The following is a 17,163-nucleotide window of genomic DNA, read 5'->3' on the forward strand; positions in this document are numbered from 1 at the left end:
GCGGAGCATCGGGTTCCTTTGCGAGACCGCCCGCACTCGTGCCGGGCACGCCATCCTCCCCGGACGGCGGTGAAATCCAGCTGCAGACCGGTCGGGCCTGCGCTGTGCGTTGTACGCATGGTAGGTAGCGAACTGTCACGGGGCCACCCGAAACTGAATGTTCCGTTGCGCACCCGTCCGCTTCACGGGGGTTTGGCGGGGTGCTGCCTACTGTCGAACCGAACCCCACCCGTGCCCCGAACGTCCATGTCGCAACCTCCCTACAACCCGGTGGTCCTTGCCGAGATGACACGGGCCGTCCATGCCGACCAGCCGGACGCGGACTGGCATGAGCTCGAACCGGTGCTGCGCGCGCAGTGGGAACAGGTGCCACGTGCGATCGACTGGGACGTCGCGCGGACGACGGCCGCCTCGCACTTCCGGACGATGCGCGGCCAGCCCGATGCGGCGCCGGTCGTCGGGCCGGCGCCGGTCGACACGGGACCTGCAGCCTCATGATCTCGCCGCGGACGATCTGGCGTGCCCTCGTCGCGCCGACCTACATCCTGATCACGGGCGTCGTGTTCGCGCTCGCGCTGCGCAACACCGACGGCTCGATCCTGTCGCCACTCGCGGCACTGGCACCGTGGGTCGTGGGTGTCGCCGCCGCCTTGGCGATGCTGTCGATCGTCGGTGCCCTGCTGCGGTGGCGGCGCAGGCTGGTCGCCGTGCGCCGCGTCCGCGCGGCACGCACCCGCCCTTTGGCGCCAGGCTGGGACAGCGACGCCACCGGCGTTGCACAGCACGCCGGACCCGGCTGATCCGGACGCCTCAGAGCGGTTCGGCAATGTGGATCCGGTTGCCGCCCGCACGCTTGGCCTGATACAGCGACGCGTCTGCGCGTGCGAACCAGTCCTGCCAGTCGCTCTCGGCCGACAGCATCGCGCCGCCCACCGCCACCGTGATCGCGCCACCGGGACCGACCAGCCTGGACGCCACCACATCGCGAACGCGTTCGGCCGCACGCGCCAGCGCCTGCTCCGAGCGCACCTGCAGCAGCATGACGAACTCCTCGCCGCCGAAGCGATAGACGGCATCGCCCTGCCGCAGTTCCTCGCGCAGCAATGCCGCAAGATCGATCAGCACCGCATCGCCGGCCGCGTGGCCGAAGGTGTCGTTGACGGCCTTGAAGCGGTCGATGTCGAGCACCAGCAATCCCGCGCGCGCATCCTGGCCGGTCGCGATCGCATGGCGCAGATCGGCTTCGAGCATGCCGCGGTTGGGAATGCGCGTCAGCGGGTCGACACTCGCCAGCAGCTCCAGCGAGTCGCTGTGCGCGCGCAGGCGCCGTGCGAACACCAGCGAGAACCCGTACACCAGCGACCAGGTCACCAGGGTGCCGAGGTGATCCGGTCCGACATCCCGCCACAGCAGGGTTGCCGAGGCGGCCAACAGCAGGATCGCCCCGCTCCAGCCCGCCACGCGCAGTGGCGCGAGATAGAAGCTGGTCATCAGCGCGACGTAGACCCAACCGCTCGCAGCGGAACCGAGGGTCAGGCACGCGAGAATCGCGAAGCCGGAATTGAAGACCACCATCCACGCGCCTGCGCGTTCGGTGCGCCCCTCCCGCCATGCCAGCCGCACGATCGCGACCATCGTGACGACCACCGCCGCGTCCAGCGCCGCGACGCCCCAGTCGCCGCGTGCAAGTCGCCACGCCAGAAAACCGCCGAGCACGACCGCAGTCACCGACCCCAGCATGGTGATGATGGCCAGTTGGAAATTGTTCCGGAGTCTCGAAATCATCGTGCCGGCGCCCGCCTCTCCCACCGCCCAGCCTGTCGTCTACCGTGCGCGCACCCTGGACCGGCCACGCGCACACGCCCGTGAACACAAACACCGAGCCCTGGGGGAATGAAGAGAACTGCGACGTCGATCCGCGAACGCAGCGGCCGACGATGGTGCCCGGAGCCGGAATCGAACCGGCACGACCTTGCGGCCAACGGATTTTAAGTCCGGTGCGTCTACCAGTTTCGCCATCCGGGCAGGCGGTCGACAGCGTGCCCCAGCGCGCGGTCGATTGGAACCGTCGCGCGTCCTGCGTGACGCCAGATACGAAAAAGCCCCGCGTCTGCAGGGCTTTTCGAACTGGAGCGGGAAAAGGGGCTCGAACCCTCGACCTCAACCTTGGCAAGGTTGCGCTCTACCAACTGAGCTATTCCCGCTTGGAACCGTATTGTAACCCGCCTGCGACCCGAGTGGTGCGCCGGCTGGAGGCCTGGGTCGGAATCGAACCGGCGTACACGGATTTGCAATCCGCTGCATAACCACTCTGCCACCAGGCCGGTGACGCCGTGCAGGACTTTGGGTCCTGTCGACAAAACGAAACCCCGCGTACAACCCGGGGCCTCGTCTTCGAAACTGGAGCGGGAAAAGGGGCTCGAACCCTCGACCTCAACCTTGGCAAGGTTGCGCTCTACCAACTGAGCTATTCCCGCTTGGGAGGCGAAATTCTACCCATCGCCGCCGGGGTGTCAATACTTGTTCTTTTCCGCAGCACGCATGATCGGCCATGCGGCACGCAGATACAGCAGGCCCGACCACAACGTCAGGATCGCCGCGATCGCCAGCAGCCAGTCGCCGATGATGAAGATCTCGCGGCCCAGCCACGGCAGCGGACGCGGCGGCTGGTCGGGCGTCACCGAGTACAGCAGGCACAGCAGCGCGACCATCTGCGCGATCGTCTTGATCTTGCCGATCGCCGCGACGCGCACCGTCGCACGCTGACCGAGTTCGGCCATCCATTCGCGCAGCGCGGACACCGCGATCTCGCGACCCACGATCACCGCCGCCCAGAACGCCATCCACGGCGTCGGGTGGCCCTGCACGATCAGGAACAGCGCGACGGCGACCATCAGCTTGTCGGCCACCGGATCGAGGAATGCGCCGAATGCGGAGTACTGGTGGTACTTGCGCGCGATCCAGCCATCGAGCCAGTCGGTGATCGACGCGAACGCGAACACGATCGCGGTGGCGAAGTTGGTCCACTGGAACGGCAAATAGAACACCAGCACCAGCACCGGGATCAGCATGATCCGCATCAGCGTGATCCAGGTGGGAATCGTGAATTTCATCGGACGCCTGTGGGGGATTCAGTCGTGTCCGGCGCCTGGGCCGGGGTCGAGCCCGTGTAGGGTCGCATAGATGCGTTGCGCGAGCGCCGCGTTGACACCTTCGACCTGGGCGATCTGCTCGGCGCCGGCCGCCTTGAGCCCGCCCAGACCGCCGAAATGCTTCAGCAGGCTGGCGCGGCGGCGGGGGCCGATGCCGGGAATGTCCTCGAGCCGGCTGGTGGTGCGCGCCTTCTGGCGGCGTCCACGATGACCGGTGATCGCAAAACGATGCGCTTCGTCGCGCACCTGCTGGACAAGCTGCAGCCCGGGCGACGCCGCGCCGGGCTTCAGCGCGCGCCCGTCCGGCAGCAGCAGGGTCTCGTCGCCGGGCTTGCGCGCCTCGCCCTTGGCCACGCCGACCAGACAGATGCCGGTGATGCCGAGCGTGTCGAGCACCGCGCGCGCCTGCGCGACCTGGCCGGTGCCGCCGTCGATCAGCAGCACATCGGGCAGGATGCCGGCGCTCTCCGCCGCAGCCGGCACATCAGTGCCCGCCTCCACCGCAGCGACCTCGGCAGCCCGCGCATCGGCGGCCTTGCGGAAGCGTCGGGTCAGCGCCTGGTGCATCGCCGCGTAATCGTCGCCCGGCTCGATGCCGGCGATGTTGTAGCGCCGGTATTGACCACGCACCGGCCCGGCAGCGTCGAACACGACGCACGAGGCGACCGTCGCCTCACCCATGGTGTGGCTGATGTCGAAACACTCGATGCGCTGCGCGAGCGATGCGAGACCGAGCATCTCGCGCAGCGATTCGGCGCGCGCGTTCTGCGCAGCCTGGCTGCTCATTTCGGTCGCCAGCGAGATCTCGGCGTTGCGGCGCGCGAGATCCACGTAGCGCGCGCGATCACCGCGCACGCTGGTCTTGATCTGCACGCGGCGGCCAGTGGATTCGCTGAAGGCCTGCTCCAGAAGCGGCACGTCCTCGATCGCACGGTCGAGCACGATCTCGCGCGGCGGCGTCTGCTCGGCGTAATGCTGGGAGACGAACGCGGCCAGCACTTCGGCCGGATCGTCGCTGCCGTTGGTACGCGGATGGAACGCCCGCGTGCCCAGATTGCGGCCGTCGCGGAACGCCAGCAGCAGCACGCAGGCCTGGCTGCCCTGCATCGCGCAAGCGAGCACGTCGAGTTCGGCGACCTTGCCGTCGACGTACTGGCGCGCCTGCATGCTGCGCATGTTGCCGAGCAGATCGCGCAGGCGCGCAGCGTCTTCGAAGTCGAGCTTCTCGGCCGCCGCTTCCATGTCGCGCGTGACTTCCTGCGTGAGCTCGTCGCTACGTCCGTCGAGGAACAGCGACGCGCGGCGCACGGCATCGCCGTAGTCCTGCGCCGAGATCATGCCGACACAGGGCGCGGTGCAGCGGCCGATCTGGTGCTGCAGGCACGGCCGCGAGCGGTTGCGGAACACGCTGTCCTCGCAGTTGCGCAGCTTGAACAGCTTCTGCATCAGGTTCAGCGTCTCGCGCACCGCGGTCACGCCCGGATACGGACCGAAGTAACGGCCGGGCACGTTGCGTGGCCCGCGATGCACGGCGATGCGCGGCCAGTCGTCGCTGGTCACGAGCACATACGGATAACTCTTGTCGTCGCGCAGGGAGACGTTGTAGCGCGGCTTGAGCGATTTGATGAGCTGGTTTTCGAGCAGCAGCGCTTCGGCCTCGCTGCGCGTGACCGTGGTTTCCATGCGCGCGATCTGCGCGATCATCGCCATCGTCCGCGTGACCTTGGGCGAGGCGTTGAAGTAGCTCGCCACGCGCTTGCGCAGGTCCGCGGCCTTGCCCACGTACAGCACGGTGTCGTCCGCCGCATACATGCGGTAGACGCCCGGTGCGGTGCTGAGTCCAGCGACGAACGCCTTGCCGTCGAACACCACCCCGCCGCCGCTTCTGTTGCGCGGCCCGGTCATTCGCCTATCGGCACGTGGCGCAGGGCGCCGGTGACCGGATCCAGGCGCAACACCGCATGCGCGTCGGTGTCCGCGATCCAGACCGCATCGTTGCCCACCACCATGCCGCCCGGGCCATGCAGGCGCTGCGGCAGGTCGTAGGTCGTCAGTTCGCCACCACCCAGACGCAGCCGGCGCAGGCTGTCGTTGCCGGCATCGGCAATCCACAGCACGGGCGCGTCGGCCTCGAGTGCGATCGCCTGCGGATGCTGCAGACGTGCGTCGGTGCGCGGGCCGTCGACCCGACCGAACTGCCACGGGTCCTGGCCCACCAGCGTCGACACCGCACCGGTCCGTGTGTGCACGCTGCGGATGGCGGAACCTGCCGCGTCGCAGACGTAGAGCGTCTGCTGCACGCAGGCCAGCGACACCGGCTCGGCGAACGAGGCGATCGCCCCGTTGCCGTCCATCACGGCCAGCTTGCCGTTCCCCGCCAGCGGTTCGATCAGCGAGCGCCCCAGATCCAGACGCCACACGCGGTTGTCGCCCGCACAGGCGATGAACAGCTTGTCACCGGCCAGCACGACGTCGCGCGGCTGGTCGAGTGCGATGGCACGCGGATCGCCCAGCCCGCCCTCCACGGTGATCCCGGGGCGCCCGGCGCCGCAGAGCGTGGAGATGTCACCGCTGCGCAGTTCGACGCGGCGCACGGCATGGTTGCCGGTATCGGCGATGTACAGCACGTCGCGCTCGACGTGGATGCCCTGCGGGCGCGTCAGTGCGGCCAGTTCCATCGGCCCGTCGATGAAGCCGGGACTGCCGCTGCCGAACTGCCGCAGGATGCGACCGCTGGTATCGCATTCGAGCACGCGGTGGTGGCCGCTGTCGGCGACGTAGAGAAAGTTGCCCGACAACGCCAGGCCGACCGGAAACCGCAGCGGCAACGGCGGCTCGCCGCTCCGCCGCATGCGGATGGGGTCGCCATTGGTGGCCTGCGGCGTGAGTTCGCCTGCCAGTGCGCTGACCCGCGCATCCAGCTCGCGGATACCGCCCTCGCCGATGATGCGTTCGCGTACCCGGCCCTCGCCATCTATCAGCACCACCGTAGGCCAGGCCTCGATCCCGTAGTGCTGCCACAAGGTCCAGTCCGGATCGTGCGCCACCGGAAACTCGACGTGCTGACGGTGCATGCGACGCGTAGCGCGCCGCGCTTCGCGTTCGGCATCGAACCGCGGCACGTGCACGGCCACCACATTGAGCCGTTCGCGGTGGCGCGCACGCAGGTGGCCCAGATCGGCCAGCCGCTGCTGCGACCACGCGGACGCGAGATTGACGAACGCCAGCGCGCACACCTTGCCCCGCAACTGCGACATCCGCAGCGGGTCGGACAGGTTCAGCCACTCCAGGCTGTCCGGAAACTCGGGCGCGGTCACGGCGTCGGTCATGGCCGGATTATGCGCGAACGCCCGGCGCCCGGCGTCGTTGCCGCGCGACGATGGCCCGGGCAGCCCCGTCGACCAGTTGCCAGACCGGCTCGAAGCCGGCGGCGTCTCCGGTGTAGGGGTCCGGCACATCACCGTCGCCCTGCCCCGCCCAGTCGAGCAGCAGCACCACTTCGGCGCGGGCATCGTCCGGACGACGCCCGCGCACGATGCCCAGGGTGCTGGCATCGGCGCACAGCAGGACGTCGAAATCCCGGTAGTCGGCGGGTGCCAGCATGCGGGCGCGCAGTCCGGAGATGTCGACGCCATGATGCGCGGCGCTGCGGATCGCACGCGGGTCCGGCGGATCGCCGGCATGCCAGTCGCCTGTTCCGCAGGAGTCGACGTCGATGGCGTGGGCCAGACCGGCCTCGTCGATCCGGGCGCGGAGCGCGCCCTCGGCCATTGGCGAGCGGCAGATGTTGCCCAGGCAGACCACCAGCAGGCGGATCATGGAGACGCGGCCAGTCGCGCCTCGGCACGTGCCAGGTCTTCAGGTGTGTCGACTCCGGGTGGAAACGGATCCGGGGTGATGCCGACGGCGACCCGATGTCCCGCTTCCAGTACGCGCAACTGCTCGAGCATCTCGATCTGTTCCAGGCCGCCCGGCGGCATCGCCGCGAACCGCTTCAGGAATCCGACGCTGTAACCGTAGATCCCGATGTGCCGCCACCATGCGCCGTCCGGCATGACCTCGCGACTGCGCGCGAATGCGTCGCGCGGCCACGGCACCGGTGCGCGACTGAAGTACAGCGCATCGCCATCCGCGCCACGCACGACCTTGACCGCGTTGGGATCGAGCAGGGTTTCGACGTCATCGACCGGTGCGCAGAGCGTTGCGAGATCGACACCGCGACCCGCCGCAAGATCGGCGACCGCCCGGATGCCGGACACCGGCGCGAACGGTTCGTCGCCCTGCAGATTCACCACGATGCGCGCGTCGTTCCAGCCTGCGATCGTGGCGCATTCGGCAAGGCGGTCGGTACCGGACGGATGGTCCGGCGACGTCATCGCGACCTGCACCGGCGTGCCTGCGAGTGCGTCGCGGACCCGCGCGTCATCGGTCGCCACCCAGACCTCGTCCGCCCCGGCCGCCAGCGCGCGACGCGCGACGTGCAGCACCAGCGGCTCGCCGCCAAGTGGCTGCAGCGGCTTGCCCGGCAGACGGGTGGAGGCATAGCGGGCGGGAATGGCGACGACGAAACCGGAGGATGTGCGCATCCGGGAATTGTCACAGATCGGAGCGGATCAGGCCGTGCCCCGACCTTCCAGGCCCCCGGAACGGCGCTGCGCGCTTACTGCAGCTTCGCCAACCGGTCCAGCAATGCGATCCAGAACGCCTCCGGCAACTGCCCGGACACCGGCACGCTGTAATGCCGCTCTCCCGCGAAACGCATGCACTTCACCGCGTCCTTCTCGGTCATCAGCACCGGCAGATCGCTGCCGAAGCGCAGGTCCTCGGCGGTGTAACGGTGATGGTCGGCGAAGGCGTGCGGGACGATTGCGATGCCATGGCTACGCAACGTCGCGAAGAAACGTTCGGGATCGCCGATGCCGGCGACCGCATGCACGCGCTGGCCCGAGAAGCGCGACAGCGGCAGCGCACGACCGCCGACCAGGGGCAACGCCTGCCCGGTGTCCAGCCGCATCGGCCATTCACCGAATCCGGCTTCGACATCGGTCGCGCTGCCGGTATTGAGCACGCGGAAATCGACATCGGCGCTGCGCGTCGCCAGTTCCCGCATCGGACCGGCCGGAATCAGCAGGCCGTTGCCGTAGCGACGCAGCCCGTCGATCACTTCGATCTCGACATCGCGGCGCAACCGGTAATGCTGCAGGCCGTCGTCACAGACCACGATGTCGCAGCCGGCGGCGATCAAGGCCTTGGCAGCCGCGACGCGATCGGCGTCCACGCGCACCTTCGCGCCGGTGCGCGCGGCGATCAGTACGGGCTCGTCGCCGGCCAGCTTCGGATCGGTGACCTTCTCCACCCAGCGCGGCGTGCCGGCGTCGTCGCGGCCATACCCGCGGCTCGCCACGCCCGGCGTCCAGCCCGCGGCCTGCAGACGCGCGACGATCGCGATCGTCAGCGGGGTCTTGCCGCTGCCGCCGGCGATCAGGTTGCCGATCACCAGCACGGGCTTGGACACCTTGCGCGGCCGCACGAACTTCAGCCGCAGTTGCGACGCCGCGCCGTAGACCCGGGCGAGCGCGCGCGCATGCAGCGGCGGACGGCTGCCGTCGAACCAGTACCGCGGCGCTTTCATCCAGCGTCGCCCTCGCGGAACTGCATGCGATGCAGGCGCGCGTACAGACCGTCGCGTTCGAGCAGCTGCTGGTGCGTGCCGTGCTCGACGAGCCGGCCGTGGTCGAGCACCAGCACCTGGTCGGCGTGTTCGATCGTCGACAAACGATGCGCGATGACCAGCGTCGTGCGGTCCGGCATCAGATGTTCGAGTGCGTCCTGCACCAGACGTTCGGATTCGGTATCGAGTGCGGCAGTGGCTTCGTCGAGGATCAGGATCGGCGCGTCCTTGAGCATGGCGCGGGCGATCGCCAGACGCTGGCGCTGACCGCCCGACAGGCGACCACCGCGACTGCCGATGCCGCTTTCGAGTTGCTTGGGCAGCTTCTCGATGAACTCCATCGCATTCGCGCCGCGGATCGCCGCATCCAGCGCTTCGGGCGACACGCCGGCCATCTCGCCATAGGCGATGTTCGCGGCCACGGTGTCGTCGAACAGCATCACCTGCTGGCCGACCAGCGCGATCTGCCGGCGCACGTCGGACAGCTTGTAGTCGTCGATCGGATGGCCGTCGAGCAGGATTTCGCCTTCGGCCTGCGCGTAGAAACGCGGAATCAATTTGATCAGCGTCGATTTGCCGCTGCCCGAGCGACCGACGATCGCGGTCACCGTGCCCGGCTTCGCGGTGAAACTGACGCCCTCCAGCGCCGGCGCATTCTGGCCCGGATAGCGCGCGCCGACGTTGCGGAACTCGAGCTCGCCGCGCGCACGCGCCAGCGGTCGCGAACCGGTGTCGCGCTCGTCGTCGGCATCCAGAATCTCGAACAGGCGCTCGGCCGAGGCCACACCCCGCTGCAGCATGTTCTGCACGTTGGTCAGCTGCTTGAGCGCGGGAATGATCGCCATCATCGCGATCATCAACGCGACGAAACCGCCGGCGGTCAGACGTCCCTGCGAGGCTTCGTAACCGGCGATGACGATCAGCAGCGCCAGACCTACCGAGCCCATCAGCTGCACGACCGCCGAGGAGATCGCACGCGTGGCCTCGACCTTGAGGTTCAGGCGCATGTGCACATCGGCGACTGCGCGATAGCGCGCGTTCTCGGCCGCCTGCGCGCCGTAGATCTTCACTTCCTGCTGGTTGCTCAGCGACTGGTCGGCCGCCTGCAGCAGCAGCGCCGAACTGTCCTGGATGTTGTGGCTGACGCGGCGATAGCGCCGCGCGACCTTGCCCATGATCCACGACAGCGGCGGCGCGATGACCAGGATCGTCAGCGTCACCTGCCAGCTGGTCCACAGCATCACGATCAGCGAAGCGATGATCTGCAGCGATTGCTGGATCATCACCTTGGCCGCGTCGACCGCCGCCTGCGAGACCTGGTCGGAATCCGAGCCCAGACGCACCAGCATCGACGGCACCGGTTCGGCATCGAAACGCATGCCCGGCAGCCGCAGATACTTGCCCAGCACCAGCACGCGCAGATCGCGGGCGATGCCGCGGCCGGCCTTGGCCATGTTGTAGTCGGCCAGATAACCGGCGATGCCGCGCATCACGAACAGGCCGATGATCGCGGCCGGCAACCACAGGTTCACGCCGGAGTTTTCGCCGACGAAGGTCTCGTCGATGATCGGTTCCATCATCTTGGTGAAGGCACCGCCCGCGGCCGCCTCGATCAGCATGCCGATCAGCGCGACCGACAACAGGCCGCGATAGTCGGTGGCGAACTTCAGCAGCCTGCGGTAGACCGGCCACGCGCGATCGGCGCGCGCGGGTCCCGGCGTCGGCGCGTCATCCTGCGCCTGGTCCACAGCAGTACTCATGTCATTCCTCTTGCGTGGCGGCAGATGGCACTGCGGCCGTCTGCGGCGCGGTCGCATTCGCGATGCGCTTGAAACCGAGCTGGCCCAGCGCGTCGTAGGCGGTCACGACGGCCTGCCACGGGGTGCGCGCGTCGGCGCGCAGCAGCACGGTGCGTTCGCGGTCGTCGCCCGCGACTTCGGCGATCGTGCGTTTGAGCGATTCGACATCGGTGCGCAGCGCTTCGCGGTCGTCGACGAAATAACGGCCATCGGCGTTGATCAGCAGGCTCAACGTGCCGTCCTGCGCATCGTTGCGCTCGCCGGTCGCCTGCGGCAGTTCGAGTTTCAGCACCGAGCGCGCGTCGAAGGTGGTGGTGATCACGAAGAAGATGATCAGCACCAGGATCACGTCGATGAGCGGCACGAGGTTGAGTTCGGGATTGTCCTCGGCGCGGCGGTCGCGGATGCGCATGCGTCAGCCCTGCACCGGTGCCTGCACCTGCGCGCCGCGGCGGTTGCGCGGGTCGATGACATCCATCAGCGCGATCGCCTCGTGTTCCATCTGCACGATGTAGCCATCGATGCGCGCGCGGAAATGGCGATGGAACATCAGCGCCGGCACCGCGACGATCATGCCCGCCGCCGCACACACGAGCGCCTTGCCGATGCCGCCAGCGAGCTGGTTCACATCGCCCACGCCGTGGTCCATGACACCCATGAACATCTGGATCATGCCGACCACGGTGCCGAACAGGCCCAGCAGCGGACCGGCGGCGGCGATCGTGCCGAGCGCATTGAGGTAGCGCTCCATACGGAACGCAACGTGGCGGCCGACATCCTCGACCCGCTCACGGATTTCCTCGCGAGGCCGGTTGCGCACGTCCAGCGCGGCAGCCAGCAACGCGCCCAAAGGCGCGGTGCCGCGCAGCGATTCGATATGCGCGGGATCGAGCGTGCCGCGTGCAGCCCAGGCGCGGACTTCCTCGCCCAGACCCGGTGGCAGCACCGCCTTGCGGCGCAGCGCCCAGAACCGCTCGACGATGATCGCCAGCGCGAACGCCGACAGCAGCAGCAGCGGCAGCATCGGCCAGCCGCCAGCCTTCACCAGTTCGAGCACGCCAACCCCTTCGGCCAACCGGCCGCTTCAGTCCGGCGAATAGGATAGCCCAGCCCGCTCCGGCGCCCCGGACACGGGCGTTCGTGCCGACGCGTCCCACAGCCGCGGCCGGCGCGTGCGCATCTGGTGCACGGACAGGCCGCCTGCCTGCAGCTGGACGCGCATCGCCCCACCGCCCGCCGTCGTGCCGACCGCTGCGCCGCTCTGCGTCCAGCGCGCGACCACCTCAGGATGCGGGTGTCCGAACCGGCTGCCATGTGCGGCGGACATCACCGCCACCTCGGCCGCGACGGCCCGCACGAAGGCCGGATCGGACGAACTGCGGCTGCCGTGATGCGCGGCGAGCACCAGTCTGGCCTCCAGCGCGGCGGCATCGGCCCGCACCAGCAGGCGCTCGACGACCGCGTCGATATCGCCGGGCAGCAGCGCCGCGCCATGCGCGGTTTCGACCCGCAGGACACAGCTCGAAGGATTGCGGAACGCCGGGAAGTAGAGGTCCGGATGCAGGAACCGGAACGTCACCCCATCCATCCGCCACGCGCTGCCCTGCAGACACGGGGACGCCCCCGGCACCCGGTCCCACTGGGGCGCGAACACGACCGGCGCCGCGAAACGTCGCTGGACCGCGGCGAAGCCTCCCGCGTGATCCGCATCCCCATGACTGACGACGATCGCATCCAGCCGTCGCACGCCGAGCGCCTGCAGGGCCGGCACGACGACCCGCTCGCCCGCGTCGTAGCCGTCGGGCACGGCCGGCCCGGTGTCGTACAGCACGGCATGGCGCGCGGTCCGCACCAGCACCGACAGGCCCTGCCCCACGTCCAGCACGACCACCTCGGCCTCGCCCGGCCGTGGCAGGTGCCGGTCGGGCCACAACAGCGGCAGCCACAGCAGCGCGGCCAGCCCTTTCCCGGGCACGCCGCGAGGCAGCAACATCCAGAACGCGGCCAGCAAGGCGAACGGCAGCGCCAATGCATGCGGCTCGGGCAACCACCACAGGGAGACCGGGCTCGCGGCCAGCCAGTCGAACAGCGGCCAGCTCAGGTCGAACGCCCACGCCGCGCTGCGCCATGCCCAGTCGCCCGCTCCGCTGTGGATGGCCTCCAGGCCCGTGCCGATCAGGGCCAGGGGCACCACCACCAGACTCCACCATGGAATCGCCACGAGATTGGCGACCGGCCCGGCCAACGAGGCCTGCCCGAACAGGATCACCGTCAGCGGCAGCAGACCGATCGTCGCCACCCACTGCGAGGCCAGTAGGCCGCGCACTTTCGACCACTCGCGCGCGTCCGGCAGGCACCAGACCAGCCAGGCGACGCCCGCGAAGCTGAGCCAGAACCCCGCAGACACCACCGCCATGGGATCGACCAGTACGACCGCAATCGCCGCGTAGGCGAGTGCATCGACGATGCGCACGTGCCGCCGCGTCAACCGCGCCACCACCACCACGCCGATCATCAGCACGGTCCGCACCGTCGGCAGCTCCCAGCCCGCGACCGCGGCATACACAGTGCTGGCCAGCAGCGCCACGATGGCGGCTGCCTGCGGGCGCGGCAGCCAGCGACCCAGCCATGGCAGGCACCACCACACACCGGTGGCGACCAGCGCAAAGAATCCGCCGACCATGCCCACGTGGAAACCCGAAATCGCGACCAGATGGGTCAACCCGGTCGCACGCAACGCCTCCCAGTCCAGATCGCCGAGACCGCGCGTATCACCGATCGCCAGCGCCCGCACGTAACGGGCGCTGGGACTGGTGACCTGGTCGTCGATACGCGTCGCCACCCGTTCGCGCCAGTGATCGACACCGCGACCGGGCAGCTTCAGTTCGAGCGGCCCGGCCGTGCGTACGTAGCCCACCGCGGCCACACGCTGGGCCATCGCCCGCTTTTCTCCATCGAACCAGCCGGGATTGCGCAGGCCGCGCGGTGCCCGCAGACGCGCAGTGAACGTCCAGCTGCTGCCGGCCTGCAGCGTCATGCGTCGCAAATCTGTGCCGTCCCTGCGATCGTCGTACCAGGACATCCGCAACAGCCTGCCTCGCAACGCCTCCGGCACCGGCTCCGTCCCGGCGACACGGAACAGGAATGTGCTGCGTTGCGTCTCGTGGTCCGGCAATCCCACGACACGCCCGGACACTTCGAAATCACCCCGCTCCATCGACGCCGGCAGCTGGATCGACAGGGCATGCGCCGCATGCAGACCGCACAGCGCCGCGCCGAGGACACCCGCCGCTGCCAGTCGAGCCACGCCGGCCTGCGTGGCCCAGACGACCACCGCGATCGCGAATCCTCCGGCCATCCACCACCACGGTGGTAGTGCCGGCACCTGCAGGCAGAGCGTCGCGCCCAGCACCAGCATCGCGGCGACCCCGGCGCCGAGCCCGGGCACCGTTCGGCAGCTCATCCCAGGGACAACCGGTCCAGAGGGCTTCGCACGCCCAGACCGCCCCGGTTGAGCACGTGCGTATAGATCTGTGTCGTCGACACATCCTTGTGGCCCAGCAACGCCTGGATGGTGCGGATGTCCTGACCGGCTTCCAACAGATGCGTCGCAAACGAATGACGCAGCGTGTGACATCCCGCGGGCTTGAGCAGACCCGATCGCATACGGGCGCCGCGTACTGCGCGCTGCAGCACCGACTCATCAAGATGGTGGCGCCGCAACACGCCGCCACGTGGATCCCGCGACAGCCGCAGTGCGGGAAACACGTACTGCCAACCGGGCTCCCGGGCAGCATTGGGATACTTGCGCGAAAGCGCATCCGGCAACCACACCGCACCGTGACCCGCCGCGAGATCAGCGGCGTGCAGGTGCAAGGCGCGCGCGACCTCGTCACGCAGGCCTGCGATCACACGATCCGGCAGCGGCACGTGGCGATCCTTGCCACCTTTGCCTTCGCGCACCACGATCTGGCGTTGCGCGAAGTCGACGTCCTTGATCCGAAGGCGCATGGCCTCCATCAACCGCATCCCCGTGCCGTACAGCAGCGCCGCGAGCAGAGCCGGTCGCCCCTCCATTGCCAACAACAGGCGCTGGACCTCGTCGGCGCTCAACACCACCGGCACCCGCCGCGGCTGTTTCGCGCGGATTACCGCATCCATCCAGGGCAGTTCGATCCCGAGCACGTCCCGATAGAGAAACAGCAACGCCGCCAACGCCTGGTTTTGCGTTCCAGCTGCGACCTGATGCCGCGTTGCCAGCACCGTCAGAAACGCCGCGACTTCGGGCCCGCCCATCTCGCGGGGATGCCGCTTGCCATTGGCCAGAATGAAGCGCCGTATCCAGCCGATGTAGGCCTGCTCGGTCCGGATGCTCAGATGCCGCACCCGGCACCGCGCCCGCACCTGATCGAGCAAACGCGGCGCCGCTGCTGGATCTGTTACCACCCCACTATCGTCCGATAACACCGCTCGCCTCCATGCGTCGGATAACGCTTGCAGGCTAAGTCGAATGTGCACTCCAATGCTTGCGACAACGTGTTGATTCCACGTCGGAAATTCCCCCTTGGCGACCGCCGGAGTTCAGACGCATAATCGGCGCAACACCCCGCTTCCGGGGTCGAATACTAGTTAGGCCGCACATGACACACATCGGCAACTTGATCGATGCCTATACGGCAAGCGGCTTGGACTCGGCTACCGTCAAGGCTTGGCACGTAGAAAACTCACCGTCAGGAGAAGCGCTCTCAGCCTTGGCGGAGAGCATAGGTGAGGCGTTCCTAGCAGGCCGTATTGACTTCAACGCCGGCAGCGGCCTCCTCAATCAACTCATGGCCCTTGCTGGCTTTGAGTCCGCGCCCACTCGGTTCTGGCAGTACTACACTGCATTCGAGGACTCTGAGACCTCGGATGACCCAGCCACGCACGCCAAGGCGGCTGTCTCTGCCCTCGCAAGCGCAGGTGTGGCCTAACAATTCATTCAAGCCGACGCCGCTTCCCGGCGCGGCTTAATTCAGACGTTAGAGCGCACACATGGTGTTTCGCAAACGGATCCTATACATCCAAGTTTTCCCGGATCATTTCATGGGTCGCGTAGTCGGCCAGGACAAAAGATCGCGACGTGACTGCCACGCCCTCGACAATTCGCGCGGGGATCCGGACTTCACTCGGGTCCGCGAGACGTTGACAGGTTTGGTCAAAGAGCTGGCGCCGGGCTTCTCGCTCCGCAAGCCAGTCGCGCTAATGCATTTCATCCCAGAGTACTATCAGCCAACTCAGTATCAGCTTGAGCAGTTCAAGCGCATTGCGGAGCGTTCCGGAGTGTCATTCTGCTGGCTCTCCAAGTGGGAGACAGCTAACACTGACAGGGAGATTGCTAATGTGTTTCGTGCGCTCTAACAATTCATTCAAGCCGACCCCGCTTCGCGGGTCGGCTCAATTCAGGCGTTAGGCTCATGACAAGCAGAATCGCAAATTTCACAAGAACAGCACTCTATCTAGTTGCTGTTGTTCTTATGGTCCATTCCGCAGGCGTGATTATGGACAGCTACTCACAGCTGCATGAGCTGGCCTCGACCGGATCTTCGGCATATGGGAAATCCATTTCAGACCTACCAAGGTCGCTGAGCCCTTACGTTTGGTGCTTTGTAGGCGCCCTAGCCATCGGCGCTCTTGGTGAGTCGATTCATCGTCGGTATGGTGTGCCCAAGGGGCCTAGGCATGTGGCCTAACAATTCATTCAAGCCGACCCCGCTTCGCGGGTCCGCTTAATTGAGGCGTTAGGCGGCCATGAAACCCTTCCAGCTGCTCGTCTTTTCCCTAGTGCTGCTCCCGGGGGGATTGTCGGTTGCCCACGGATCCGGACAGCCCGACCTATCGGTTAAGCCTTGGGCGAAACACTGTCACACGAAGGGCATAGAGACGCGCAGCGCGACTGACGCAAGGTACGTGGCCAACTTGGCAAGACTCTGCGAAGCACTCGATGCCTGCATGCTGGCGTGCATTCGTAGCGGTTGCGCAGAGAGGGTCGGTGGGGGCTGTGCTCACATGTGCTCAGGTCCAAACGGCGACCTCAACCTGATGCGCGCCGCAGCGGAGTACGAGGCCGGCACTGCCTACCTATGCCGTAGGCCGCCTAACCATTCGTTCAAGCCGACGCCACGTCGTGGCGCGGATTAACTCAAGTGTTAGGCCCCATGGAAACTATCCGATTTCTTCAGCGGCAAAGAAAGCTAATTTTAACCTTAGAAATCATTTGCCTTGTCCTCTTTGCGGCGGAACTCTTGTATCTACGTCAGGTCGAAACATTTCAGCCAAACCCCGCAACCTGTCTCGCAATCCTAGTGCCGCCGCTAGGAGCCACGCTTTTTTTCTTCCCGCTCTTCTATCTTTCTTGGTTCCGCGCAGGGTCTAACACAATGCTTCATTGGCCAAAGCTAATATTCTTTTGGCTATCCGCACTTATCTTCGCTCTCATCTGGGGTAACCTCATCTGGGCTTCGCTGGGGCAAGCGCTCAGATGAGGCCTAACAATTCGTTCAAG

General features: G+C 67.2%; 14 protein-coding genes, 4 tRNA genes and 1 pseudogene. 3 read left to right on the forward strand and 16 right to left on the reverse strand.

Annotated elements, in window-relative coordinates; all coding sequences use genetic code 11:
• Nucleotides 1-246 precede the first annotated feature (246 nt).
• Together AC3A4E_RS12125 and AC3A4E_RS12130 are read left to right on the forward strand one after the other, a co-directional pair.
• A complete protein-coding gene (locus AC3A4E_RS12125; RefSeq protein WP_487631699.1) occupies nucleotides 247-498 on the forward strand; it encodes a hypothetical protein in 252 nt (83 codons plus the stop codon).
• Complete coding sequence (locus AC3A4E_RS12130) at nucleotides 495-800, forward strand: hypothetical protein (RefSeq protein ID WP_487631700.1); 306 nt, start codon at nucleotides 495-497, stop codon at nucleotides 798-800. Before AC3A4E_RS12125 ends, AC3A4E_RS12130 begins: the two co-directional genes overlap by 4 nt.
• A 10-nt stretch (nucleotides 801-810) precedes the next feature.
• On the opposite strand, the gene AC3A4E_RS12135 is transcribed toward AC3A4E_RS12130, so the two are convergent.
• The 16 genes and pseudogenes from AC3A4E_RS12135 to AC3A4E_RS12210 form a co-directional block, all read right to left on the reverse strand.
• Nucleotides 811-1,785 (reverse strand): GGDEF domain-containing protein, encoded by a 975-nt coding sequence (locus AC3A4E_RS12135; RefSeq protein ID WP_487631701.1) that lies wholly within the window; start codon nucleotides 1,783-1,785, stop codon nucleotides 811-813.
• Between the two features lie 153 nt (nucleotides 1,786-1,938).
• Nucleotides 1,939-2,025 (reverse strand) — tRNA-Leu (locus AC3A4E_RS12140).
• 103 nt (nucleotides 2,026-2,128) lie between these two features.
• A tRNA-Gly gene (locus tag AC3A4E_RS12145) sits at nucleotides 2,129-2,204 on the reverse strand.
• Nucleotides 2,205-2,250: 46 nt separating this feature from the next.
• Nucleotides 2,251-2,324, reverse strand: a tRNA-Cys gene (locus tag AC3A4E_RS12150).
• Nucleotides 2,325-2,401: 77 nt separating this feature from the next.
• Nucleotides 2,402-2,477: transfer RNA gene (locus tag AC3A4E_RS12155), tRNA-Gly, on the reverse strand.
• Between the two features lie 36 nt (nucleotides 2,478-2,513).
• A complete protein-coding gene (pgsA, locus tag AC3A4E_RS12160) occupies nucleotides 2,514-3,113 on the reverse strand; it encodes a CDP-diacylglycerol--glycerol-3-phosphate 3-phosphatidyltransferase (RefSeq protein WP_232136035.1) in 600 nt (199 codons plus the stop codon).
• Between the two features lie 18 nt (nucleotides 3,114-3,131).
• On the reverse strand, nucleotides 3,132-5,057 hold the full coding sequence (gene uvrC, locus AC3A4E_RS12165) for an excinuclease ABC subunit UvrC (protein WP_487631702.1): 1,926 nt from the start codon (nucleotides 5,055-5,057) through the stop codon (nucleotides 3,132-3,134).
• Complete coding sequence (locus AC3A4E_RS12170) at nucleotides 5,054-6,481, reverse strand: thioredoxin-like domain-containing protein (protein WP_487631703.1); 1,428 nt, start codon at nucleotides 6,479-6,481, stop codon at nucleotides 5,054-5,056. The genes uvrC and AC3A4E_RS12170 overlap by 4 nt, the downstream gene beginning before the upstream one ends.
• 7 nt (nucleotides 6,482-6,488) lie before the next feature.
• Nucleotides 6,489-6,968 (reverse strand): low molecular weight protein-tyrosine-phosphatase, encoded by a 480-nt coding sequence (locus AC3A4E_RS12175; RefSeq protein ID WP_487632070.1) that lies wholly within the window; start codon nucleotides 6,966-6,968, stop codon nucleotides 6,489-6,491.
• Nucleotides 6,968-7,738, reverse strand: coding sequence for a 3-deoxy-manno-octulosonate cytidylyltransferase (gene kdsB / locus AC3A4E_RS12180; RefSeq protein WP_487631704.1), 771 nt, complete (start codon nucleotides 7,736-7,738; stop codon nucleotides 6,968-6,970). Before kdsB ends, AC3A4E_RS12175 begins: the two co-directional genes overlap by 1 nt.
• 74 nt (nucleotides 7,739-7,812) lie before the next feature.
• The gene (gene lpxK / locus AC3A4E_RS12185) at nucleotides 7,813-8,784 is read right to left on the reverse strand and encodes a tetraacyldisaccharide 4'-kinase (protein ID WP_487631705.1); all 972 of its coding nucleotides are present in this window, start codon (nucleotides 8,782-8,784) and stop codon (nucleotides 7,813-7,815) included.
• Entirely contained in the window at nucleotides 8,781-10,583 is a 1,803-nt protein-coding gene (gene msbA, locus AC3A4E_RS12190; RefSeq protein WP_487631706.1) for a lipid A export permease/ATP-binding protein MsbA, read from the reverse strand. The genes lpxK and msbA overlap by 4 nt, the downstream gene beginning before the upstream one ends.
• 1 nt (nucleotide 10,584) lies before the next feature.
• A complete protein-coding gene (locus AC3A4E_RS12195; protein WP_487631707.1) occupies nucleotides 10,585-11,034 on the reverse strand; it encodes an ExbD/TolR family protein in 450 nt (149 codons plus the stop codon).
• A gap of 3 nt (nucleotides 11,035-11,037) precedes the next feature.
• Complete coding sequence (locus AC3A4E_RS12200) at nucleotides 11,038-11,679, reverse strand: MotA/TolQ/ExbB proton channel family protein (protein WP_232136182.1); 642 nt, start codon at nucleotides 11,677-11,679, stop codon at nucleotides 11,038-11,040.
• A pseudogene (locus AC3A4E_RS12205) lies at nucleotides 11,573-14,085 on the reverse strand (DNA internalization-related competence protein ComEC/Rec2); the annotation flags it as partial. The pseudogene AC3A4E_RS12205 and the gene AC3A4E_RS12200, both read right to left, overlap by 107 nt.
• Entirely contained in the window at nucleotides 14,082-15,038 is a 957-nt protein-coding gene (locus AC3A4E_RS12210; protein ID WP_487631708.1) for an integron integrase, read from the reverse strand. The pseudogene AC3A4E_RS12205 and the gene AC3A4E_RS12210, both read right to left, overlap by 4 nt.
• A 224-nt stretch (nucleotides 15,039-15,262) precedes the next feature.
• Here AC3A4E_RS12210 and AC3A4E_RS12215 point away from each other — a divergent pair, with 224 nt between their 5' ends.
• Nucleotides 15,263-15,592, forward strand: coding sequence for a hypothetical protein (locus AC3A4E_RS12215; RefSeq protein WP_487631709.1), 330 nt, complete (start codon nucleotides 15,263-15,265; stop codon nucleotides 15,590-15,592).
• The last annotated feature ends 1,571 nt before the right edge of the window (nucleotides 15,593-17,163 follow it).

It is taken from the genome of Luteimonas sp. Soil_N_1 (assembly GCF_057656255.1).

Bases quoted from the DNA above. Each gene is read 5' to 3' on its own strand.
- AC3A4E_RS12125 (WP_487631699.1), top strand. From the start codon at position 247: ATGTCGCAACCTCCCTACAACCCGGTGGTCCTTGCCGAGATGACACGG.
- AC3A4E_RS12130 (WP_487631700.1), top strand. From the start codon at position 495: ATGATCTCGCCGCGGACGATCTGGCGTGCCCTCGTCGCGCCGACCTAC.
- AC3A4E_RS12135 (WP_487631701.1), bottom strand. From the start codon at position 1,785: ATGATTTCGAGACTCCGGAACAATTTCCAACTGGCCATCATCACCATG.
- pgsA (WP_232136035.1), bottom strand. From the start codon at position 3,113: ATGAAATTCACGATTCCCACCTGGATCACGCTGATGCGGATCATGCTG.
- uvrC (WP_487631702.1), bottom strand. From the start codon at position 5,057: ATGACCGGGCCGCGCAACAGAAGCGGCGGCGGGGTGGTGTTCGACGGC.
- AC3A4E_RS12170 (WP_487631703.1), bottom strand. From the start codon at position 6,481: ATGACCGACGCCGTGACCGCGCCCGAGTTTCCGGACAGCCTGGAGTGG.
- kdsB (WP_487631704.1), bottom strand. From the start codon at position 7,738: ATGCGCACATCCTCCGGTTTCGTCGTCGCCATTCCCGCCCGCTATGCC.
- lpxK (WP_487631705.1), bottom strand. From the start codon at position 8,784: ATGAAAGCGCCGCGGTACTGGTTCGACGGCAGCCGTCCGCCGCTGCAT.
- msbA (WP_487631706.1), bottom strand. From the start codon at position 10,583: ATGAGTACTGCTGTGGACCAGGCGCAGGATGACGCGCCGACGCCGGGA.
- AC3A4E_RS12195 (WP_487631707.1), bottom strand. From the start codon at position 11,034: ATGCGCATCCGCGACCGCCGCGCCGAGGACAATCCCGAACTCAACCTC.
- AC3A4E_RS12215 (WP_487631709.1), top strand. From the start codon at position 15,263: ATGACACACATCGGCAACTTGATCGATGCCTATACGGCAAGCGGCTTG.